Here is a 22,062-nt window from a genome sequence, read left to right on the forward strand (position 1 = left end):
CGACGACACGTCGAAAGGTCAACCACCCGAGCCCCGGAAGGCGGGAACAGTACACTAAGTCTCTAACCGAGGAGTCGATCCGGCCGCGACGCAGCGGTGAAATCGAGGGGAACAGATGATGGTGCACACAGGTTCGACGAGCAACACCCCCGCCACCGTCGTCATCCTCGCCGCGGGGATGGGCAGCCGGCTCGGCCGCTCCCTCCCTAAGCCGCTCACTCCGCTGAACGACGGCCGCTCGATCATGCAGCAGCAGTTCGACAACATTCACCACGCCTTCGGCACGACAATCCCGGTGAGCATCGTCGTCGGCTACAAACTCGAGCACATCATCGAGGCTTTTCCCTCGGCGACGTTCGTCTACAACGAGCAGTACGACCAGACCAACACCTCCAAGAGCCTGCTTCGCGCGCTGCACTCCGGCGGCCACGGGGGCGTGCTCTGGATGAATGGCGACGTCGTCTTCGACCCGCGCATCCTCGATCGCGCGGCCGGCCTCATCGCGAAGGACGTCTCTTTCGTCACCGTCAACACGGCGAAGGTGTCGGACGAGGAGGTCAAGTACACGACGAGCGCGGAGGGCTATATCCAGGAGTTGTCCAAGACGGTGCGCGGCGGCCTCGGCGAGGCGGTCGGGATCAACTATGTGTCCGCCGCCGATAAGGCCGCGCTGGTGCGTCAGCTCGCCCGAGTCGACGCCCAGGATTACTTCGAGCGTGGCATAGAGTTGGCGATCGAGCAGGACAGAATGCTTGTCGAGCCGATGGACATCTCCGATCTTTACGCCGTCGAAGTGGACTTCGCCGAGGACCTCGAGCGGGCGAACCTCTTCGTCTGACGCTCACGGCTCCTCTGCGGCTCGGTCGGAGCCGGTCGGGAGGAGTCGCGCAGTGAGCACGGCCGCTATTCTCGCGAGCGAGCCGGAGCTGCGACACCGCCGCTCCGGAGCCTGGCGCTACCGCCACTCCCTCTGGCTGCTCACCAAGCGCGACCTCACCGTCCGCTACGCGACGAGCGCACTCGGCTACGTCTGGTCGGTACTCGACCCGCTCGTGATGTCGGGGATCTACTTCTTCGTCTTCACCGTCGTGTTTCAGCGGACCGTCGGCGAGGACCCGTACATTGTCTTCCTGCTCGCCGGGCTCCTCCCGTGGATGTGGTTCAACCAGGCGACCTCCGACGCCACCCGCGCGTTCCTCCGCGAGGCGAAGCTGGTGCGCTCGACGTCGATTCCGCGCACGATCTGGGTGGGGCGGATCGTGCTCTCGAAGGGCATCGAGTTCGTGGCAAGCCTGCCGGTGCTGGCGCTGTTCGCCGTGATCGCCGGTGCCCAGCTGACCTGGGCGGTGCTGCTGTTCCCCGTGGCGATCCTGCTCCAGGCAGTGCTCACCGTCGGGGTGGGCCTGCTCGTCGCTCCGCTCGTGGTGTTCTTCCGCGACCTGGAGCGGGCGGTGAAGCTCCTGCTGCGATTCCTCTTCTACGCGTCGCCGATCATCTACTCCACCGCTGATCTGCCCGAGCAGATCCGACCGCTCGCCGCGCTCAACCCACTCAGCGGGATCGTCGCGCTCTACCGCTCCGCCTTCTTCGACAGCGAACTGGACATTCCGCTCATCCTCGCCTCGGCGGGGATCTCGATCCTCATGCTGGCACTGGGCCTGGTCGTCTTCCGCCGCTGCGAACGCGCAATGCTGAAGGAGCTGTGATGACCGACACTCCCGTGGTGATCGAGTGCCGCGGCCTCGGAATCCGCTTCCGTCGCAACCGGCGGGGCCGCCGCTCCTTCAAGGACCTCTTCGCCGGGCGCTCCCGCCGCTCCCGGCCGGGCGAGTTCTGGGCGTTGCGCGGCCTCGACCTGCAGGTGCGCGCCGGCGAGGCGATCGGCGTCGTGGGCCGGAACGGGCAGGGTAAGTCGACGCTGCTCAAGCTGGTTGCCGGAGTGGTCCTGCCGGACGAGGGCGCGGTGCAGGTGCGCGGTGGCGTCGCTCCGCTCATCGAGATCACCGGCGGTTTCGTCGCGGACCTCAGCGTCCGCGAGAACGTCTACCTCACCGCCGGGCTGCACGGGATGTCCAAGCGCGAGGTCGACGCGCGCTTCGACTCGATCATCGAGTTCGCCGAGATCGGCGACTTCGTGGACACCCCCTACAAGCACCTCTCCAGCGGGATGAAGGTGCGCATCGCGTTCTCAGTTGTCTCCCGGCTCGAGGAGCCGATCATCCTCGTCGACGAGGTGCTCGCGGTCGGCGACAAAGCCTTCCGCGAGAAGTGCTACGCGCGGATCGAGGAGATGCTCGCCTCCGGCCGCACCCTCTTCTTCGTCTCGCACAACGAGCGGGACCTGCGCCGTTTCTGTAGCCGCGGCCTCTACCTCGACAAGGGCCGCCTGGTGCTGGACGCGCCGATCGAGGAGGTGCTCACGCGTTACGCTGAGGACTACGCGCCGACACCGCGGAGCAGCGCGGCGCCGGCCGAGGACCTGCCCGTCCAGGGCACTGTGTCCGTCTCCGTCTCCGACGACTGACCACTCCCGCGCTCGGCACCCGAGGACGCAGGAGTGCAGGACATGGCCCAGAAGGACCGCAAACGCGAGCGCGCCGTCGAGAGAGCCGGCGGACTCGAGCCGACCGACGGATCCGAGAACGCACAGCTCGCGAAGATGCTCGACCGGCTCCTTTCGGTGCAGCGCCCCGCCGTGCTGGCGAACATCCGCTTGCTGCGTCGGCGACGGCCCGGGGCGACACCGGAGCAGATCATCACGTCGCTCGAACGGCAGTACCTCTCGAGCGTGGCCGCGGGCGGCGCGGCGATCGGAGCGACGGCCGTCGTCCCCGGCATCGGCACGGCCGCCTCGGTAGCCCTCTCCGGCGCGGGCGCCGCGGGTTTCCTGGAGGCGAGCGCCCTCTTCGCACAGTCGGTGACGGAGGTGCACGGCATCCCGCTCGAGGATCCCGACCGCGCACGGGCCCTCGTCCTCACGCTGATGATGGGGTCCTCCGGCAGCGAGATGGTGCGACAGGTGGCAGGTCAGGCCGTCGGCGGGGGCACCGGCCTCAACCAGTATTGGGGCTCGGTGGTGACCAAGGGGCTGCCGTCGTTCCTGGTGGGCGAGCTGGCCGACCGAGCGAAGAAGTCATTCACCAAGCACTTCCTGGCGCAGCAGGGCGCGGGGCTGGTCGGCCGAGCGATGCCCTTCGGGATCGGGGCGGCGCTGGGCGGAGTCGGCAACGCGATGCTCGGCCGCAAGGTGATCCAGAGCGCGCGCGACGCGTTCGGGCCCGCACCGCAGGCGTTCGGCAACACGCTCGTGCTCGAACCGACGCGCGCCGAGCGCACGGCGCTGGCTGCGGCACCGACAGAACCGCTTGCGCTCTTCGTCCGCGACTACGGCGGAACGGGCGAGCGGGTCGCGCTCCTGCTGCACGGGCTCGGCGCCGACTCCCGGATCTGGTACGCCCTGGTGCCCACGCTGCACGAGCACGGCTATCGCGTGCTGGCGCCCGACCTCGCGGGCCACGGCGGGTCCCCGATGTCGCCGGTGTACTCGCCGCAGCGCTGGGCCGCAGACGTGCGAGCCTCGGTGCTGCAGACCCCCGACCTGATCATCGGACACGGTCTCGGCGCCGTCGTCGCCGCCCGGCTCGCTCCGGAGTACCGCGCCGACCGGCTGATCCTGCTCGACCCCGCCTTCTCGGACGCGCGCGGCGTGACCCGAGCTCTGCACCGCGCTGGCTCGGTCGCGCATGTCGAGAAGGGCGACGCCGACTCCCTCCGCCACCGCCATCCGATCTGGACCGACGAGCAGATCGAGCTCGATGTGTCGGCGTACGCGCTCTGGGATCAGGACTCCGCCGACGGGCTCACGGCGCGCGGCGCGGCTGACGCGCCCGACACCTTCCCGGTGCCCACTCTCGCGGTGCTGCCGGAGGACCCGCTGGGTCACGGCTCGCTGGGCGCTGTGGTGGCGGGCCGCGGCGCCGAGGTGCGGAGCGTGCCGGGCGGCGGCGCGTCGATCCTGCGCGAGGACCGCGCGGCGCTGATCGCGGCACTAAACGATCGGCTCTAGCGTTCCAGGCCTGCACAACGAAGGCTGAGCGAGAGGATCTGCGCCCTGGGGCGCGATTTCGGGCGCTCAGCCTTCATAATGACGGCTCGCGGCTCTTCGGCGCGGGGTAGTACTGCATCACGACGGGGTCGCCGAGCAGATCCGCCATCAGGGGGAGGTCCGCGTCGGTCATCTCGCGAAAGCGCAGCCGGGCGGTGGCGGAGGGGAGCATCCGCAGCAGGCTACCCGCCGGCGGTCGCGGGCCCGCTCGGAGGGCGTCCATCACTGAGGTCGAATGCTCAATTTCCCGCCCTCGGTGCTGGGAGCAGGACGCTCGACCTCGGTCCGATACCGGCTGCCGGTCCTGCACCGGCCGGTGGCGAGATCGCGGCCTCCGTCACGGCGCGCGCCGGTCGTCATCCCGACGCGGCCGGCCCTCTTTCTTCGCCGCAGCCGTGGCCTTCGCGGCCTGCTTGGTCGCGCGGACCTTCGTCAGCGACTCGGGCGAAACGATGTCGGCGACCGAGCGGAACGAGCCCTCCTCCCCGTAGGCACCGGCGGCCTCGCGCCAGCCCTCCCCCGTGAAGCCGCGCTGCTTGCCGAGCAGGGCGAGGAAGATCCGCGCCTTCTGCTCACCGAAGCCAGGCAGCGCCTTCAGGCGGGCGAGGACGGTGCGGCCATCCGGGTCATCGCGGGTCCAGAGGGCCGACGCGTCGCCGTCCCAGTCGTCAACGAGCGCCCGGCACAGCGCCTGGACGCGGCCCGCCATGTTCGACGGGTACCGGTGCACGGCGGGCGGAGTGCGGCAGAGCTCCGAGAACGCATCCTCGTCGACGCCGGCGATGGACGCGGCGTCGAAGGAGGAGCCGGCCGCCTCCAGACGCTCCTCGATCTTGCGCGGCCCCGAGAACGCTGTCTCCATCGCGACCTGCTGGTCGAGGAGCATCCCGATCAGCAGGGCGAGCGGGTCGCGGCTCAGCAGGGCGTCGGCATGGGGATCGTCGGTGATATGCAGGGCGGAGTCTCGGGTCATCCTTCAGAAATACCACGGACAGAAATACCACGGACAGAAATACCACGGACGACCAGCGACCCGCGGTGCACGGCGCCGAGCCAGCCGACCGCACGCGAGCGGGCGAGCCGCTACTTCGCGTCCTGACGCGGGAAGACGACCTTCTGCACGACGATGATCACCGAGGCGGCGACCGGGATCGCGACCAGCGCGCCGAGCACGCCCGCGATCGTGCCGCCCCCGACCGCAGCGATCACGACGACAGCGCCGGGCACTGAAACGGCCCGGTTCATGATCCGCGGGCTGAGGATGTACGCCTCGACCTGCATGTAGACGAGGTAATAGATCGCGGCGATCAGCGCGGTCAGCGGTGAGGCGAGCAGGCAGGCGAGCGAGATGATCACCGCAGCCGAGAGGGTGCCGACCAGCGGGATCAGCGAGCCGAGGAACGCGACGCAGGCCAGCAGCGCCGGCACCGGCCCGCCGATCACGAGCAGCAGGATGAAGGTCAGCACGCCGTTCACGCCGGCGAGGGAGACCTGGCCGACCACGTAGCGGCCGACCGCGCCCGTGATCTCGTCCCCGACCTCGTGCGCCTTCGCCCGGTGCGAGGCGGGGGCGAAGCGGTATGCGACGGCCTTCATCGAGCGCAGGGAAGCGAGGAAGTAGAGCGTCAGGATCAGCACGATGGCGGCGCCCGTGACACCAGTGGCGATGCCGGTCCCCACGGCGATCAGGCCGCCGCCCAGTGAGAGCAGGTTGTTGGGATTGCCGATGAAGGTCTGGACGCTCCGGATCAGCTCGTCGATGTCGACTACGCCGCGCAGCTGCTGCTCGAGGTCGAGCACCCACTTCTGGGAGGCGATGTCGGTGACAATCTGCGGGGCGCTCGTGACGAACAGCGTCAGCTGCTCGACCAGGATCGGGATGATGTAGACCAGGAGCCCGGCGAAGAGCAGCACCACCGCGGCGAACACCGCGGTGATCGCCAGCGGCCGGGGCAGACGCTTGCTCTCGAGCCAGGAGACGAGCGGATCGAGGCCGAGCGCGAAGAACACCGCCACGAAGATGTAGGTCAGCACCGTACCCAGCTGCACGAGGAGCCCGCCGAGCACGAGCGCCGCCAGAACGCCGAGCGCGCCGAAGAAGCCGATGCGGAACGAGCGAATGGTGAAGACCGGCTTCTCTCGGTCGGCGGAGACCACGATGTCCGGCTCGACCGCGGGATGAGCGGCAACCGACCGGCGCCGGCGGGAGCGGGCGAAGGCGCGCGGTGTGATCATGGATCGAGCGTAGCGGGACGCTCGCAGGCCTCCTGGCGACGACGACGGCCCTTGACGCGGCGGTGCGGGAGTAGCGCTCCCGACGACATCAGCCGTCCGGATCGTGGTCGTCGACCGCCGCATCGCTCCGGTGCAGGGCGGCGTGCCGCTGCCACTGCTCGAGCAGATGCTCGATCGCCGCGTGGAAGCGACGCGTCGACGCTCCCGGGGATGTGTCGCCGAAGGAGCGGCGCACCCAGCGTTCCAGCCGCTCGACCGCTTCCGGGTCGTGCTCGGCTCTGTCGATCCGCGAGACGATCGCCGCGGCGTCCTCGGCGCGCAGCCACTCCGCATCGCCCAGGTAGCCGCTCTCGTCGACCTCGACCCAGGGGCTCGCCGGGCGGGTGACCAGCAGCGGCCGACCGGTGGCGAGCCGGTCGTAGACCATCGCCGAGACGTCCACGATCGCGAGGTCGGCGGCGGCGAGCTGCCAGCCCAGCTCGGCGCCGGTGTCGTGGACATGGCCGGCGCGCGCATCGGCGGCGTTGGCCGCGGCGATCATCGCGATGATCGCGCGGTCCGCCGCTGCGTACTCGGCGTCGACCGCCCCGCTCCGCGGGTGCGGCCGGTAGACGAGCCGGAACCGAGGATCGGCCAGCAGGCCCCGCACGAGTGCGACGCCGTGGCTCCGGATCGAGCCGTAACCGGCGGCCGGACGATCGCCCTCCCAGGTCGGCGCGTAGAGCACGACCCGGCGCTCGTCGGGGGTGAATGGCACGGCTGCGGCGAAGTGGTCGGCCTGCGGGCGCCCGATCGCGAGGGCACGCTTGTCGAAGTCGTAGTCCCAGAGCACGCGGTGCAGTCGGGCGAGCGCGGCGTCCCCGGCGATCAGGCTGTAGTCGTACGCCTTGAACTGGTTCGTCGTCATGTACATCTTGTCGCTCTCGCCGTGGTTGACGAAGACGTGCCAGCGGCGCCCGTAGCGCATCATCTGGAAGTTGCGGGCGTTCTGGTTCACATAGAGCACGATCTGCAGCGGCTGGCTCGCAATGGTGCTCTCGAGATCGGCGACCGAGCGGACGTAGGCGACCGGCACCGGGCTCTCGCGCAGCAGCACCTCGGCCGCGCTCGCGTTGCGGCTGAGCAGTACCACCGGATGCGTCTGCGCCAGCTCGGCGAGCGGCCGGTACCACTGCCGCAGCTGGTACAGGTTGATGTCGCCGTCCGCGAAGTAGACGCCGATCTCGAAGCGGCCCTCCGGCAGCGCGCCGCGCTCGGTGAGCAGGCGGGTCACCGCGCGACGGGCTCGGCGGGCCGCGAGCAGCTCACCGCCGACCGTCCGCGTGAGTCGCGCGTCGGTGCGAAGGCGAGCGAGCAGGGCACGGGGAGCGGGAGTCATCCGCTCCAGGGTAGCGGCGACCACCCCCGGACCGGGGGGTGTCGCCGACCGCGGATCAGGCGGCGGACACCCGCAGCCAGAGGAACTGCAGCGGAGCGAGCCACAAGCCCTCGCGAAGGTCGACCGCGATCTCGGTCACCAGATCGACCGCGTCCGCCGCGAAGGCACCGAACCGCTCAGCCGCGACCTCCTGCACCTCGTCGGACACGTTGGCGAGCACGAGCACCGCCTCCCCGTCGCCGGGGCGCTGGTAGCCCAACACCTGGTTGTTCACCGGGTCGAAGACGCACAGCTCGGTGCCCGCGAACAGCGCAGTGGCCTTGCGCACGGCGATCAGGTGCAGCAACCCCCCGAAGACCTCACTCGCGGCGGTACCCGGCAGCTCCCGCTCGTCGTAGCGCTCCGTGGGGCGGCGCGGCCGGTTCACCCAGCGCGAGTCGCCGGCCGTCGTCGGATCGTCCAGGTACCCGTGGTCGTTGAGCTGTGCGACCTCGTCGCCGAGGTAGAGCAGCGGCAGCCCGCCGGTACTCAGCGCGATGGAGTGTGCAAGCAGCACCCGGTCGATGCCGTAGGGGTCGCCGGCCTCGACGCCCGCGAGCGAGGCGGTCGTGCCCGAGACTCGGCGGTCGCCGGTGCGCGGGTTCTCCTGGAACGGCACTCCGCGGGCGAACGTGCCGTCGAAGTGGCCGGTGTAGAAGTCGTTGAGGAAGCGGCGGTGGCCGGCCGCGTCGATGCCCAGTTCGGCCGCGTCCTCGTCGGCGAAGGTCCAGCCGATGTCGTCGTGCCCGCGCACATAGTTCACCCAGGCCGTCCCCTCCGGCAGCGCATGGCGGCGCTCCAGCGCCTGCGCGAGGAGGCGGACATCGCGGGTGGCGAGCGCCTCCCAGGTGAGCGCCATCTGCAGGGGGTTGTACGAGAGCTGGCACTCCCGGACGTCGATGTACTCGATCACCTCGTCGGGATGCACGATTGCCTCGGACGTGAACAGCAGCGCCGGAGCAGCCAGGCGGCAGACCTCGTTGAACGCGCGCACCAGCAGGTGCGCCTCCGGCTGCGACTCGCAGCTCGTACCCAGCTCCTTCCAGATGAACGGGACCGCGTCCATCCGGAGGGCGTCGACGCCCTGATTGGCGAGGAAGAGCATCTCGCCCGTCATGGCACGGAAGACCTCGGGGTTGGCGTAGTTGAGGTCCCACTGATAGCGGTGGAAGGTCGCCCAGACCCAGCGGCCGTCCTCCAGCTGCACGAAGGAGCCGGGGTGGTCGTCGGGGAAGATCTCGCGGGTGGTGCGCTCGAACGCATCGGGCTGCTCCCGGTCGGGGTAGATCCAGTAGTAGTCCTCGAAGCGGTGCTCGCCGGCGAGAGCCCGCTTCGCCCACTCGTGCTCGTTCGAGGTGTGGTTGAAGACGAAGTCCACCATGAGCGCAATGCCGTGCTCGTGCAGCTCCGAGGCGAGAGTGCGCAGCTGCTCCATGTCGCCCAGGTCCGGGCGTACGCGCCGGTAGCTCGATACCGCATAGCCACCGTCCGACTCCCCCTCCGGGGCGTCGAAGAGCGGCATCAGGTGCAGGTAGTTCAGTCCGATGTCACGGAAGTACGGGATCTCGGCGCGCAGGCCCTCGAGGTCGCCGGCGAAGCGGTCGACGTAGCAGACGCCTCCGAGGGCCTTGTTCGAGAGGAACCAGGTCGGGTGCTGCTCCCGAGTGCGGTCGAGTGCGCGCAGCTCCTCGGGTCGCTCCTCCCACGAGGCGGCAGCCACCTCGACGATCGCGACGAGCTGATCGACGAGGTCGGCGCGGCCGGCGTACACCGTGGACAGCAGCTCCACGAGTCGCGGGAGGTGCGCGTCGAGGCGCTCGGCGAACTCGTCGTCGACGGCGCAGAGGCGCCCGCGGACCGTCGCGAGGAGGTCCGGCCCGGCGGGCGGCGACTCCGCCTCAACGCGCTCGGGCGGGGAGAGCTGGGTCGAATCGAACACCGTCGTCCTTTCGGGGCCCCGGCGGGGGCGGATTCCCCGATGCTAGACGATCGGCGGGCGCCCGGCGAACGCCATCCGGAGCACCGTGCGGGGCGAGAGGACGCGGCGGCCTCCTGGATCCCGGCGCCAGCCCTCCCGCCAGCCGGCGAACCAGGCACGCAGGGCGACGGGGTCGCCGCGCCAGCGGAGGCACTGGATCGCGCTCCAGGAGGCCACGTAGGCGACGGCCAGAGGCACGGCGAGGTTCCGCCGCGCGAGCCAGACGCGGTTGCGCGCGTTCAACCGGTAGTAGTCGGCGTGGCGGGTCGGCTGGATCACCGGGTGCTGCGCCACCAACTCGCCCGCGTACCAGACGGCGCGACCGGTGTCCCATACTCGCCAGGCCAGCTCGATGCCCTCATGGGCGTAGAAGAAGGGAGCGGCCCAGCCGCCCGCCCGCGTGAACACGTCGCGGCGCAGCACGACCGCTCCCTCCCAGACCGAGAAGACCGGGCCGGAGCGGCGCGGGTCGCCCTTGAGGATGCGCGGGATCCAGCGCCGCGGGCTCGGCGAGCCGTCGGTGCTGTCGACCCGGGGCTGCACCAGCCCGATGCGGCGGTTCGAGGAGAGCAACGCGACCGCGTCGAGGAGGAAGCGGGGAGACGGCACCCGGGCGTCGTCGTCGAGGAAGAAGAGGTAGTCCCCCTCGACGGCATCGACGCCCGCGTTTCGCCCGGCCGGGATGCCGAGGTTCTCAGGGAGCGCGACCGCGCGGACCGCGTCCGGCAGTCCTTCCGGCTCCCAGCCGTTGCCGACGCAGACGACGTCGAGCGCGACCCCCTCCTGCGCGAGAACGCTTGCGAGGCCGGCGGCGAGGTCCTCCGGCCGGGTCCCCTGAGTGAGGACGACGACGCCGACCCGTGGCTCAGGAGCGGACACGCTTCGAGGCCATGATCGCGACGAAGTGGCCCGCTACTGCGAGCAGGGCGAGCGGGACCAGAGCCCCCACGAGCACGCGGTCGGCGGTGCCCGCACCGACCACGAGGCCGACCAGCGCGGCCGCGAAGGCCAGCATCGTCAGCTCGACGGAGTGATAGAGGCGGTGGAACGGCAGGAAGCGCGCTGCACGGCGCAGGCGCGCGAGACCCGACGAGGACGGAACGGCTTCGCCCTTCGTGTCGGCCAGCTTCGTCAGGCCGGCGTTCGCTCGGGCCACGTGCACCATGTCGTTCAGCGCCTTGTTCAGCACGATCACCAGCGCCAGCGCGAAGCCGAGCGTGGTCCAGAGGAAATCCTCCGGCGCGTCGAAGGGCGCACCGGCTGCCCGCACGCCCAGGGCGATCGGGATCAGCGCCTCAGTCGTGTAGTGCCCGACCTTGTCCAGGAACACACCCGCCGGCGACGACGTGCGGCGCCAGCGCGCGACCTCTCCGTCGCAGCAGTCCACCAGCATCTGCAGCTGACCCAGGAGGAGCGCCAGCGCGGCCCCGCCGATGCCGGGAATCAGCAGCGCAGCGGCTGCGCTCCACCCGACCAGGATCATCAGACCAGTGACGCCGTTCGCCGAGATCGAGGTCTTCAGCAGCAGCCAGGTCAGGTACGGCGAGAAGCGGCGCAGGTAGAGCGAGGCGGTCCAGTGCTCGGCGTTGCGGCGCCCGCGCACCTCCGGCGGTTGCGCGACGGCGCGCAGCTCGGCGAGGGAGCGGGGTCTCGTCGTCGTGGTCATGCGCCCCTCGGCGAGTCGGACCGCGGCTGGTGGCGGTGGGCGGAAATGGTGCTGGTCAGCCCAGCGAAGCCGAGCACGAAACCCGTCCCCCAGGCCAGGTGGACCGCCGGGATGACCACGGCGAACCACAGCATGGCACGCGCGCCGTCCCGCCGCGCGATCGCAAGCGTCGCGGTGGCCACCAGGAGGAGGTACCCGGCGGGAGCCACGAAGCCGAGCAGAAGCCAGGGCGCTGCTCCTCCGAGTGCCTGCACGACTCCGGCCAGCCCGGCCAGCAGCCCGAGCACGAGCAGCATCACGAGCAGAGGCGGAGCGAAGTACCGCAGCGAGCGTGACGCGGGGAACATCCGGGTGAGTTCGCCGCGCCACATCCCCGTCGAGAGGAACTGCCGCAGCAGGGCAGGCATCGATGGCCGCGGGCGGTACGTGACGGTGAGCCGCGGAGTGAACCAGACCACGTCACCGTGCTCGCGCAGCCGCCGGTTCAGCTCCCAGTCCTGCCCGCGCTTGAAGCGCTCGTCGAACAGGCCCACGCTCTCCAGAGCCGAGCGGCGGAAGACGCCCAGGTACACCGTGTCGGCCGGACCCTCCTCGCCGCCCACGTGGTGCGGCGTGCCGCCCAGACCGATCCGCGAGCCGTATGCGCGGGCGACGGCGCGCTGGAACGCGGTGAGCCCCTCCGCCGCCATCACTCCGCCGACGTTGGCCGCGCCGGAGCGCCGCAGCACCTCGACGGCCGTCCGCGCGTACTCGGGCGGCAGAATGGAGTGCGCGTCGACCCGCACGACGACCGGATGACGTGATGCGCGGATCGCCGCGTTCAGGCCCGCCGGAGTGGAGCCGGCCTCGTTCGGTACGACGCTGATCCGCGGATCGGCCGCGCTGAGTTCGGCGACGAGCTCCTCCGTGCCGTCGATGCTCGGGGCGAGGGCGAGGACGATGTCGAAGGGCCCGGTGTAATCCTGGTGCAGCAGCGAATCGACCGCGGCGCGCACGTGGGTGACCTCGTTGAGCACGGGCACCACGTAGGAGACGCCGGGCAGATCGGAGAGGTCGTCCGTCGGGGTCTCGGGCTGCATGGGTCCAGTTCGTGCGGGAGGAGCGCGGGCGCAGGGACCCACCACACTATCAGCGGGGGCGCGCCCGGCCCCCGCACGCGCAACAGCCCCCGGGGACGGATCCTCGGGGGCTGCGGGTGGTGCTGCGGCTCAGCTGGTGGCCATCTGGCCCAGCGTCGCCTTCGCCTGGTAGCTCTGGCCGCTGCGGTTGTAGGTCAGCTCGACCTCGGAGTTCGCGGCCAGCGCGCGGACCTGCGCGGTGAGGTCCGACGCGCTCGTGATCGGAGTGCCACCGATCGCGGTGATGATGTCGCCCTTGGCGAGGCCGGCGGCCTGAGCGGCGCCACCGCCGGAGACCTCCTCGATGCGCGCGCCGAGCACACCGGCGGTGGAGTTGGAGACGCTCGCGCCGAGCAGCCCGTGCGATGCCGAACCGTCGGCGATGATCTCCTTCGCGATGCGCTCGGCGAGCGCGCTGGGGATCGCGAAACCGACTCCGATGTTGCCGGACTGCCCGCTCGAGGAGGACTGGCCGGCGCTCGCGATCGCGACGTTCACGCCGATCAGTTCGCCGTCGCTGTTGAGCAGTGCGCCTCCGGAGTTCCCCGGGTTGATGGCCGCGTCCGTCTGGATGACCGGGAGCGAGATGGTGCTCTTGGCCTGAGTCGGCTGCTGCTGTCCCGGGATGTCGAAGTTGAACGGGCTGTCGGTGCTGCCGCTCGAGCTGTCACCCGGCTGCTGGGGAGCGGCCGAGGAAGCGACCTGGATGCTGCGGTTCAGCGCACTGACGATGCCGTCGGTCACGGTGCCGGAGAGTCCGAGCGGAGCGCCGATAGCGACGGCCGTGTCGCCGACGTTGATCGTGGTGGAGTCCGCGATGGTCATCGGGCTGAGGTCGGTCGCACCGCTCAGCTTGATCACGGCGAGGTCCAGCGTCGGGTCGGTGCCCACGACGGTCGCGTCGAAGATCCGGCCGTCGCTGGTGGTGACCGAGACGGTGCCGTTGGAGATTTCCCCGTCGAGCGTGACGACGTGCGTGTTGGTGAGGACGTAGCCGTCCTTCGAGAGCACGATGCCCGAGCCGGTACCGGCGGAGGAGCTGCCGCTCACCGCGATGGTGACGACGCTCGGAGTGGCCTTGGCGGCGACCGCGGTGGCGGTGGTGGCGGCGTCGGCGTTGTTGACCGTGATCGTCTGCGAGCCGCCGGAGGACACCACGCGGGTGGCCGAGCCGTTGGACGCGGACCAGAGGCCGAACACACCGGCTCCGGCGACTCCTCCGACGACCGCACCGATGGCGAGCGCCGCGACGACGCCCACTCCGGCCCGTCGCTTGGTGGCGGTGGGAGCCGGCGTGTACTCGGCAGCGGGCCCGAAGGAGTTCGAGCGGGGCGGCTCCTCGGAGCCGTGCAACGTGCTCGCGGCGGGCGGCGCGAACTGGCCGTAGCGGGCGGGCTGCGCCTCGTTGCCCGCCGTCGCGTTCGGCGTGTACGGCGGCTGCGGGGCGGAGGAGGAGGGGTACGGGACGGTCGGGTTCTCACCCTCGCGGTGCGCTGCGCCCTGGTGGATCGGCTCGGTGGGCCCGGTGGTCGAGGACGACGCTCCGGAGCTCTCGCCGTGGGTGCGCTCGGACGCCTCTCGGGCGCCGGACTCCGTCGGCGTGGTGGGTTCCTCCGGCTGACGAGGACCCTCGTGACTCTCGGTCATGGGTGCTGCTCCTTCCAAGCGAGGTTAGCTTGGCGATCGTACCTGGTGGTTTCTTATGACCGACCTGCGAGCGGGAAATGAAAGCGGTCGCGCCGCCCGACCGGGCACACTGGTGGCGTGAGCATTCCCGGATCCTGGACCCGTGCCGCCGCAGGAGCGGGTCTTCTCGCCCCCGACGGCGAGGTCGCCGCCACCATCTTCAGCGAGATGAGCGCCCTCGCCCTGCGCACCGGAGCAGTGAACCTCGGCCAGGGCTTCCCGGACGAGGACGGCCCGCGCGAAATCCTCGACGCCGCTCGCGACGCCATCGCATCCGGGCTGAACCAGTACCCGCCGGGGCCGGGCTTCCCCGTCCTGCGCGAGGCCATCGCCGCACATCAGCTGCGCTTCGGCGCGATCGCCCTCGACCCCGACGGCGAGGTCCTGGTCACAACGGGCGCGACCGAGGCCCTCGCCGCCGCGCTGCTGGCCCTGCTCGAACCGGGCGACGAGGTCGTCACCTTCACCCCGCACTACGACGCCTACGGTGCCCTGATCGCTCGCGCCCGCGGGGTCCACCGCACCGTGCTCCTGCGCGGCCCCTCGTTCGCGGTCGACCACGACGAGCTGATCGCTGCCGTGACCGACCGCACCCGCGTCATCCTGGTGAACGACCCGCACAACCCGACCGGAGCCGTCCTCCCGGCCGAGACCCGCGAGCTGATCGTGCGGCTCGCCGAGCGGCACGACGCCGTGATCGTGACGGACGAGGTCTACGAGCACCTGCGCTTCGACACCCCGCACGTCCCGCTCGCGACACTCCCCGGGGCCTTCGACCGGACGCTCTCGATCTCCTCCGCGGGCAAGACCTTCAGTACGACGGGGTGGAAGATCGGCTGGGTGACCGGCCCGCGCGAGCTGATCACGGCCGTGCTCGCGGTGAAGCAGTTCCTCACCTACGTCAGCGGCTCGCCGTTCCAGGGGGCCGTCGCCCTGGGGCTCGGGCTCCCCGACTCCTTCTTCACCGGGGTCGCGCAGACCCTCTCGGTCAAGAAGGACCTGCTGTCCTCGGGCCTAGCAGCGGCGGGACTCGGAGTCGCGGGGTCCTCGGGCGGCTACTTCGTCGTCGCGGACGCCGCGCCGCTGGGCTACGACGACGGCGTCGCGCTCTGCCGGGCACTCCCGGGGCTCGCCGGAGTGGTGGCGGTGCCGGTGTCGGCGTTCTGCCGCCCCGAGGACGCCGCTGCATACAGCTCGCTCGTGCGCTTCGCGTTCTGCAAGCGGTTCGAGGTGCTGGAGGCGGCTGTCGCCGGCCTGGCGCCGATGGCGCGCTGAGGCCGCGAGGCGCCGGCGAGGAGTCAGAGCGGCTGCACTCGGAAGCGTCGGAGCGACAGCGCCGGGTTCTTCTCGCGTGCCGCATCGATCCGCTCACGTGAGACCCAGGCGACCGCCACGTCCTCGACCTCGCCGAGGGTCGCGATCTCAACGCCCATCGGATCGACGACCATGCTCGTGCCGACCCCGATCGGCGGCGTCTGGTCGGCCGCGACGACGTACACCGTGTTCTCCAGGGCGCGTGCGGTGACCAGCGTTCGCCAGTGCGCCTCCTTCAGCGGACCGCGCACCCACTCGGCGGGCGCCGCGATGACATCGACCCCGGCATCGACCAGCCAGCGGCTCACCTCGGGGAAGCGCAGGTCGTAGCAGGTCTGCAGCCCGACGAGGAGGCCGCCGACCTCGAACGTCTCGGGCTCCGCGATCTCGCCCGGCGCGACCCACTCCGACTCCGTCTGCCCGAACGCGTCGTAGAGGTGCAGCTTGCGATAGCGGGCGACGAGGGCGCCCTCGGGGTCGAGCGCCACGAGAGTGTTGGCGATGCGGCGGCCGTCGACGGCCTCGATCATGCCCGCCACCAGATGGATCCGGAGCTCGCGGGCGAGAGCCGCGAGAGCCTGCACGAATGCTCCGTCGAGGCTCTCGCCGGCGGCGACCAGCTCGGGGCCGAGCGGATCCGTGAAGGCGGAGCTGTACTCCGGCAGCACCACCAGGCTCGCGCCGCGCGCGACCGCGACCCGGGCCAGCCGCTCGATGACGGCGAGATTGGTGCGACGGTCCCGCGTCGGGGCGAACTGCGCGACCGCCATGCCGACGGCGCCGGACATCAGCTCGGCGGGTAGAGGAACAGCGCGACCTGCGAGGCCGGGATGGTGCGCTTGTGGTACGCGTGGTCGTTACCCCAGTTGTACTCCTCGAGGGAGACCGTGCCGTCGGAGTTGACCGCCTGCACATACGCGACGTGGTTGCCCGTGAACCAGGCGACCGCTCCCGGGACCGGTGTGCTGCTGGTCACCCAGCCGTGGGAGGCCCACTGGCCAGCCCACGCATACGCGCTGCCGCCGCCCGGCGTCATGTTGCCCCAGGTCCATGTGAAGGGTGCGCCCGTCGAGCCTTGGTCGCGGTTGATCCGCCAGGCGACGAAGTCGACGCACTCGCGGTAGTAGTACCGCAGCGGCGAGAGGCCGCCGCCCTGGTTGTCGGTGAGCTGGTCGCGCCAGGGGTAGTCGTCGCCCTCCTCGCGCGGGGTCACCGAGGTGCTGGAGCCGCCACTACCCGCCGAGGTGCTGGAGCTTCCCCCGGTGGTGGTCGCCGTGCCGGCCGCAGCCTGCGCCTCCTGAGCAATGCGGGCGGTCTCAGCGTCGCGCGCGGCCTGCTCCGCCGCGGCAAGCGCACGCGCCTGAGCGGCGGCCTCGTCGAGCTGGGCCTGAGTCGGCGCGGTGAAGGAGTCGCGGATCACCTGCTCCTGCAGCGCGGTCGGCGCGACAGTGAGCTTCTGGTTGCCGAGCGCCTGCACTCGGGCGGCCGCTTCGACGGCGGCCTGCGAATCGGCCGCGGGGGTGAACGAGTAGGCGGGGAGCGCCGAGACGGCGACCAGTCCGGCGATCGCGGCGAGGGCGACGGTGCTGACCGTGCTGCGGAAGACGCGGCCGCGGCGGCGCCGGACGGGACGCACCGGGGTGAGCACCGGGGTGGCGACCCGTGGAGCGGGGAGCGCGTGCGGCGCCTGCCGCAGGCTCCGGCGGGTCGGCTGAGAGCCGACTGCCTCGTTGAAGCCGTCGACTCCGTGTTCGTCCCTCACAGCAGTACCCCTCGCATCGCGACCGAGCCTAACGTGCGGGCCGCTTCGACACACCAGATGGCACGGTGCGTCGGGAGGTGTGGTGCGCTGCCGAGCGCTCGATCGGAGTAGCGTCCGGGGCGGAGCGGATGCGACGGCGCGGCCGCGGAACGGAGGACGGCGATGATCCGGAGCGAGCGAGCGTTCAGCGGCTTCAGCGTGGACGATGTGGCGGCTGCCCGGGCCTTCTACGGCGGAGTGCTCGGACTCGAGGTCGAGGTGAACGCCGTGGGGGTCCTCCAGATCGAGCTGCCGGGTGGCGGGCGGGCGATCGCGTATCCGAAGCCGGATCACGAGCCGGCGTCGTTCACGATCCTGAACTTCTCGGTCGAGGACGTCGACGCCGCGGTAGCCGAGTTGAACGCGGCGGGCGTCATCACGGCGATCTACGACGATCCAGCCCTGCCGACCGACGCGACGGGGGTCATGCGCGGCCACGGGCCGACCATCTGCTGGTTCCGCGATCCGGCCGGCAACGTGCTGAGCGTGATCGAGGGCGGGTGACGGCCCCGTCATGCCCGCACGGCGCGAGCGGGGTCGATCGACGCGGCCCGCAGCGCTGGAGCCACCGACGCGAGCGTCCCGGTGACCAGACCCGCGACGATCCCGAGCAGTGGTGCGGAGGAGGAGAGCACCGGCTCCCAGCCGTGACCGGCGCTGACGAGCAGCACCGTCAGAAGACCGCTCGCCGCCCCTGCCGCTCCCCCCGCGCCTCCGATGAGCGCCCCCTCGAGGAGGAAGAGCACAGCAGTCGCCGCCCTACTCGCGCCCACGGCGCGGCGGAGTCCGATCTCGGCGACCCTGGACTGGACCGAGACGACCAGGATCGCAGCGGCGCTCACTGCCGCCAGCCCGAGCAGAACGAGCGAGATCGTTGCGACCAGGGCGCTCAGATCGGTGGCCACCCCTCGACGAAGGTTTCGCAGGTCGGCGACCGTCTCCACGGTCACCGATCCGGGGGCTCCTGGAGCGACGGTGACAGGGACCGCTTCCGCGACCGCGGCCGGCAGGCCCGGCTCAGTGCGGACGATCAGTGAGTAGTCGGCCCCCGGCACATCATCGGTGACCGCCGCGGAGACGAAGACCGCGGAGTCGAGACCCGCGCGGCCGGAATCCTCGATCAGTCCGACGACGGCGACGGGTCGGCCGCCGACCCAGACCTCGACGCCCGGAGCTGCTGCCCCGACGCCGAGGACGTCGGCGGCGTGCGCGCCGAGCACAGCGAAGCGACCTGGCACAGCCGGATCGAAGAGCGAGCGCGCCGTCGACGGCCGGGTGCGCACGTCGTCGAGCACGAGACGAGCGGAGTCACCACCGACGACCTGAACGGGCGCACTCTGATGAGCCGAAACGGAGCCGGGACGGAACCTGGCCAGATCCGCGTCCGCTGCGGAGACGGAGACGCAACGCGCGACCCCGACCACCCCGGGCAGAGCGTCGATCCGCTCGACGGCGGTCCGCTCAGCGCTCACCCGGTCGGCCGTGCTGTGTTCCTCCGGGAGCGACACCGTGACCTCATCGAGTGCGGCCCGAACCAGGCGCTGCGAGATCTGCTGCGACGCGGTCTCGGCGAGGCCCGTTGCGGCGACCAGTCCCCCGGTCCCGACGAGGAAGGCGAGGAGGAGGAGTGCGGTCCGACCCGGGCGCAGCGTGATAGCGGAGAGCGCGTCCCCGATGATCCCCAGGAGTGCTCGCCCCCGGTGCCGAGCCGCGCCCCGCTCCGCTCGGGGCGGAGGAGCGAGGCGGGAGCAGTGACCTCCGGTATCGGCGACGACGGTCCCGTCGGCGACCTCGATCCTCCGAGTCGCGGCACGTGCCACTCGTTCATCGTGGGTGACCACCACCACTGTCCTGCCCTGGCTGTGCAGCTCCTGCAGGAGCCGAATCACCTCGAGGCCGTTCGCCGAGTCGAGGTTGCCGGTCGGCTCGTCCGCGAGGATCACCTCCGGGTCGGTGCTGACTGCGCGGGCGATCGCGAGCCGCTGGCGCTCGCCGCCGGAGAGCGACCTTCCGGCAGCCCTGCACCGATGCAGCAGGCCAAGGCGTGCGAGCGCCGTCGTCACGCGCTCGCTCTGCTCCTGAGCGCTCCGGCCACCGATGCGCAGCGGGACCGCGACGTTGCGCTCGACCGAATCATCGGGCAGCACGTGGGAGGCCTGAAAGACGAAGCCGAACACTCGGGACCGCAACTCGTCACGGCGGTGCTCCCGCAGTGCGCTCACCTCAGTGCCGTTGATGCGGTAACTGCCCGAGGTCGGCTGATCGAGCAGGCCGAGGACGTTGAGGAGAGTCGACTTCCCCGACCCTGAGGGACCGATCACCGCCACGAACTCTCCGCGTTCGATCACCAGATCGACCGCGGACAGCGCGGTCGTTGCGGAGTGACCGTTCCCGTATCGGCGTCCCCCACCCCGCAGTTCGAGCAGCGCGGTCACCTCGGCACCCGGACAAGTGCGCCCACGGGGAGCGCGTCGGTCGGGTCGAAGGAGGCCCAGCCGTCCGCCTGCTCGCGCACGCCGATCTCGATTCGGGGCGGCAGTGTCGCCTCCGGATCGCCCGTCGGTTGGACGAAGGTCTTCCCGTCTTCCTGGAGCACCGCAACGAGGGGAACGGCCGGAACCGGCTCGCCCGTCCGACCGGTCGCGACACTCACGGGACGACCGATCGCGAAACCCTGCTCCGGCCTCTGCGCGAAGGTCACCTGCACGTCATAACCGGCGCCGGAGGAGGAGTCGGTGGAGAAGGCTCCGATCGAGGACACGGTTCCGGTGGCGGATGCTCCCGCCTCGCCCGTCAGTGTCACGTCCGTGCCGACAGTGAAGTCGTCCACGCTGATAACGCTCGCCCGCGCGCGGACAGCGTCAGGAGCCGTTCGGAGCTCGGCCAGGGTCGGCCCGCTTCCCCCGCTGGGCTGACCGGGAGCCGCGGACGCGGCGGCCGTTGTCGAGGAGCCTGCGCCGGAGGCGCCCTCCGACAGGACGGTACCCACGGCGGCGACCGAGGCGACGACGGCACTCGGGCCGGGAAGAATGACGAGCTCACCGAGGTCGACGCTCGTTCCGGGCCCGATGCCGCCCGGTGGCTCCGCGTCCGCCCGGTCGTAAAGGTCGCGGATCGCCCCCTGCGTCTGCTCGTCGACGACACCGCTGTCTACGACGTCCAGGCCGGCCTCCGCGAGCGCCTCCTGGAAACGCGTGACGTCCTCTCCCCTTTCGCCCGCCGTGAGCGCGCGATAGGGAGGGACGTCCATCGACAGCACGAAGACGGGTCGGTCCGAGACCTCGGCGAGGAGCATCCCGGCGCCGACCTCCTGCCCGACCTCGACGTGGACTGCGGTCACCACGGCCCGGGCCGCCGACCGCGGCCGGACGGCTTCGACGGGAAGAGTCGTACCGGCGACCACTTCTCCCTGAAGGCGAGCGGATTCGGCGACCACGCGGGACTCGACCGCGACATCGACGGGCACCGCGGTGGTGGACGCGTCGACAGCCACCGATTCAGGAGTCCGAAGTGACCGGCCCCACCAGAAGGCGCTGCCGGCGACGAGGAGCACGACGGCGACGAAGACCCCGATCAGAGCGGGACGCGCGACCCATCCTGGCCGGGCGACGGCATCGCCGTCCGGCTCAGCCGCCATGCTCTGCAATCACCTTCTTCGCTCGCTCGAGCACCTCCGCCTGCTTCTGCTTCACCACAGCCAACTCCGCCTCGTGGGCCGCGATGTACCCCGCCTGATACTGAGCCTGGATGTCATAGAGAGTCTGCTCGACCTTCACCTCCTGGTGACACGTCGCCTCCGCAACGGCCGTCCTCACCTCGCCCTCGGCGTCCTCCGGCTTGTTCGTGACCTCGAACGATGACGCATCGTCACTCATCGACAAGCCGCTTCTCGCAAAGCACTCAGCAAGCGCCGCCCGAACCTTCGGGAACTCCTCGCTCTCGAACGCCGCGTCCCCACCTCCGTACCGACCCTCATCAACGACCACCATCAACGCCTCAGTGGGGTTATCACTGTGGCCCGCGTCTTCTGTGAGATTCGGGAGCCGTTCGACGGACTGGCCGCACCGGCTCTCGGCAGCCATCTGCTCCGCCGACGGCGTCCCATCAGCAGCGACCGCGGCCATGACACTTTTCTCGTAAGCGGACTCGGGTACGTCGTAGCCGTACACCGCCGCCCGAGACACACTCCAACTGCCGTACCGGCGGTTGAACGGCTCATCCCAACCCCCCTGCCAATCCACATGTGCAGGCGAATAATCACGACCGGACTGCCGCAGGCAGTCGAGAATGAGCAGATCATTAGCATGGGTGACCGCGAGCATCTCGTCGGTCGTGGGCAGGAACTCGTCGAGAGGAAGACGAACCGACTCGAACTCCTCATGAAGAACGGCATGGACCGAGCCATCCGGGGCAACGTGCTCATAGACCTGGTCTGGTGTCGACTCCTGGGCAGGCGACCCACTGATGTCGACGGCTTCCTGAGAACAACCGGCGAGCACGACGACGATCCCGGCGAGGATGACGACTCCGAAGGATAGAGGGACACCACGGCGCGTCACGAGATCCTCCAGCTGCTGATCTGGTCGTTCAGAGTGTGCGGATCACCGTCGCAGTGTCGATTGGGGAGGAAGTGCTCGGACGACTGAGCTGCCCAACGTTTCCTGGACCAGTTGAATAGTTGTCTACGCGGCGAGGTTCTCGGTGATCCATGCCTGCTCGGCTTCGTTCGGGGTCCGATAGTC

The 22,062-nt window shown here is 70.5% G+C and carries 20 protein-coding genes; 6 read left to right on the plus strand and 14 right to left on the minus strand.

Annotated features, from left to right (window positions below):
- Positions 1-118 precede the first annotated feature (118 nt).
- From C5D07_RS13395 to C5D07_RS13410, 4 genes are read left to right on the plus strand one after another with little or no spacing between them, the layout of a single operon-like run.
- Positions 119-838 (plus strand): phosphocholine cytidylyltransferase family protein, encoded by a 720-nt coding sequence (locus C5D07_RS13395; RefSeq protein ID WP_104259556.1) that lies wholly within the window; start codon positions 119-121, stop codon positions 836-838.
- A 52-nt stretch (positions 839-890) separates the two neighbouring features.
- Entirely contained in the window at positions 891-1,706 is an 816-nt protein-coding gene (locus C5D07_RS13400; RefSeq protein WP_373408358.1) for an ABC transporter permease, read from the plus strand.
- Positions 1,706-2,524, plus strand: coding sequence for an ABC transporter ATP-binding protein (locus C5D07_RS13405; protein WP_068252096.1), 819 nt, complete (start codon positions 1,706-1,708; stop codon positions 2,522-2,524). The genes C5D07_RS13400 and C5D07_RS13405 overlap by 1 nt, the downstream gene beginning before the upstream one ends.
- Positions 2,525-2,566: 42 nt before the next feature.
- Positions 2,567-4,066, plus strand: a complete 1,500-nt coding sequence (locus C5D07_RS13410; RefSeq protein ID WP_068252093.1) for an alpha/beta fold hydrolase — start codon at positions 2,567-2,569, stop codon at positions 4,064-4,066.
- 73 nt (positions 4,067-4,139) lie between these two features.
- On the opposite strand, the gene C5D07_RS13415 is transcribed toward C5D07_RS13410, so the two are convergent.
- The 9 genes from C5D07_RS13415 to C5D07_RS13455 form a co-directional block, all read right to left on the minus strand.
- Entirely contained in the window at positions 4,140-4,277 is a 138-nt protein-coding gene (locus tag C5D07_RS13415; RefSeq protein ID WP_181026379.1) for a GNAT family N-acetyltransferase, read from the minus strand.
- A 165-nt stretch (positions 4,278-4,442) separates the two neighbouring features.
- A complete protein-coding gene (locus C5D07_RS13420) occupies positions 4,443-5,078 on the minus strand; it encodes an HhH-GPD-type base excision DNA repair protein (RefSeq protein ID WP_104259545.1) in 636 nt (211 codons plus the stop codon).
- A gap of 110 nt (positions 5,079-5,188) precedes the next feature.
- Positions 5,189-6,340, minus strand: a complete 1,152-nt coding sequence (locus tag C5D07_RS13425; RefSeq protein ID WP_084415820.1) for an AI-2E family transporter — start codon at positions 6,338-6,340, stop codon at positions 5,189-5,191.
- An 88-nt stretch (positions 6,341-6,428) separates the two neighbouring features.
- Entirely contained in the window at positions 6,429-7,718 is a 1,290-nt protein-coding gene (locus tag C5D07_RS13430; protein WP_181134343.1) for a hypothetical protein, read from the minus strand.
- Between the two features lie 55 nt (positions 7,719-7,773).
- The gene (locus C5D07_RS13435; protein ID WP_104259546.1) at positions 7,774-9,696 is read right to left on the minus strand and encodes an amylosucrase; all 1,923 of its coding nucleotides are present in this window, start codon (positions 9,694-9,696) and stop codon (positions 7,774-7,776) included.
- A gap of 42 nt (positions 9,697-9,738) precedes the next feature.
- Complete coding sequence (locus C5D07_RS13440) at positions 9,739-10,614, minus strand: glycosyltransferase family 2 protein (RefSeq protein WP_068252079.1); 876 nt, start codon at positions 10,612-10,614, stop codon at positions 9,739-9,741.
- Entirely contained in the window at positions 10,601-11,401 is an 801-nt protein-coding gene (locus tag C5D07_RS13445) for a CDP-alcohol phosphatidyltransferase family protein (protein ID WP_068252076.1), read from the minus strand. The genes C5D07_RS13440 and C5D07_RS13445 overlap by 14 nt, the downstream gene beginning before the upstream one ends.
- Positions 11,398-12,480, minus strand: coding sequence for a glycosyltransferase family 2 protein (locus C5D07_RS13450; protein ID WP_104259547.1), 1,083 nt, complete (start codon positions 12,478-12,480; stop codon positions 11,398-11,400). The genes C5D07_RS13445 and C5D07_RS13450 overlap by 4 nt, the downstream gene beginning before the upstream one ends.
- A 129-nt stretch (positions 12,481-12,609) precedes the next feature.
- On the minus strand, positions 12,610-14,166 hold the full coding sequence (locus C5D07_RS13455; RefSeq protein ID WP_104259548.1) for a S1C family serine protease: 1,557 nt from the start codon (positions 14,164-14,166) through the stop codon (positions 12,610-12,612).
- Positions 14,167-14,283: 117 nt separating this feature from the next.
- Between C5D07_RS13455 and C5D07_RS13460 the strand changes: the two genes are divergently transcribed.
- The gene (locus C5D07_RS13460) at positions 14,284-15,480 is read left to right on the plus strand and encodes an aminotransferase class I/II-fold pyridoxal phosphate-dependent enzyme (protein ID WP_104259549.1); all 1,197 of its coding nucleotides are present in this window, start codon (positions 14,284-14,286) and stop codon (positions 15,478-15,480) included.
- A 23-nt stretch (positions 15,481-15,503) separates the two neighbouring features.
- Here the strand turns inward: C5D07_RS13460 and C5D07_RS13465 are convergent, their stop codons facing one another.
- Together C5D07_RS13465 and C5D07_RS13470 are read right to left on the minus strand one after the other, a co-directional pair.
- Positions 15,504-16,307, minus strand: coding sequence for a carbon-nitrogen hydrolase family protein (locus C5D07_RS13465; RefSeq protein WP_104259550.1), 804 nt, complete (start codon positions 16,305-16,307; stop codon positions 15,504-15,506).
- Positions 16,307-17,281: a CHAP domain-containing protein gene (locus C5D07_RS13470; RefSeq protein WP_068252064.1), complete on the minus strand. Its 975-nt coding sequence runs from the start codon at positions 17,279-17,281 to the stop codon at positions 16,307-16,309. The genes C5D07_RS13465 and C5D07_RS13470 overlap by 1 nt, the downstream gene beginning before the upstream one ends.
- Positions 17,282-17,443: 162 nt before the next feature.
- Here C5D07_RS13470 and C5D07_RS13475 point away from each other — a divergent pair, with 162 nt between their 5' ends.
- On the plus strand, positions 17,444-17,824 hold the full coding sequence (locus C5D07_RS13475) for a VOC family protein (protein ID WP_068252062.1): 381 nt from the start codon (positions 17,444-17,446) through the stop codon (positions 17,822-17,824).
- Between the two features lie 8 nt (positions 17,825-17,832).
- Here the strand turns inward: C5D07_RS13475 and C5D07_RS13480 are convergent, their stop codons facing one another.
- Genes C5D07_RS13480 through C5D07_RS13490 form a run of 3 tightly spaced genes read right to left on the minus strand, consistent with a single transcriptional unit; the run spans position 17,833 to position 21,879 of the window.
- A complete protein-coding gene (locus C5D07_RS13480) occupies positions 17,833-19,755 on the minus strand; it encodes an ABC transporter ATP-binding protein/permease (RefSeq protein ID WP_104259551.1) in 1,923 nt (640 codons plus the stop codon).
- A complete protein-coding gene (locus C5D07_RS13485; protein ID WP_104259552.1) occupies positions 19,752-20,957 on the minus strand; it encodes an efflux RND transporter periplasmic adaptor subunit in 1,206 nt (401 codons plus the stop codon). The genes C5D07_RS13480 and C5D07_RS13485 overlap by 4 nt, the downstream gene beginning before the upstream one ends.
- A complete protein-coding gene (locus C5D07_RS13490; protein ID WP_104259553.1) occupies positions 20,947-21,879 on the minus strand; it encodes a hypothetical protein in 933 nt (310 codons plus the stop codon). The genes C5D07_RS13485 and C5D07_RS13490 overlap by 11 nt, the downstream gene beginning before the upstream one ends.
- Positions 21,880-22,062 lie beyond the last annotated feature (183 nt).

The sequence above is a fragment of the Rathayibacter tritici genome, assembly GCF_002932875.1.
GTDB lineage: Bacteria > Actinomycetota > Actinomycetes > Actinomycetales > Microbacteriaceae > Rathayibacter > Rathayibacter tritici.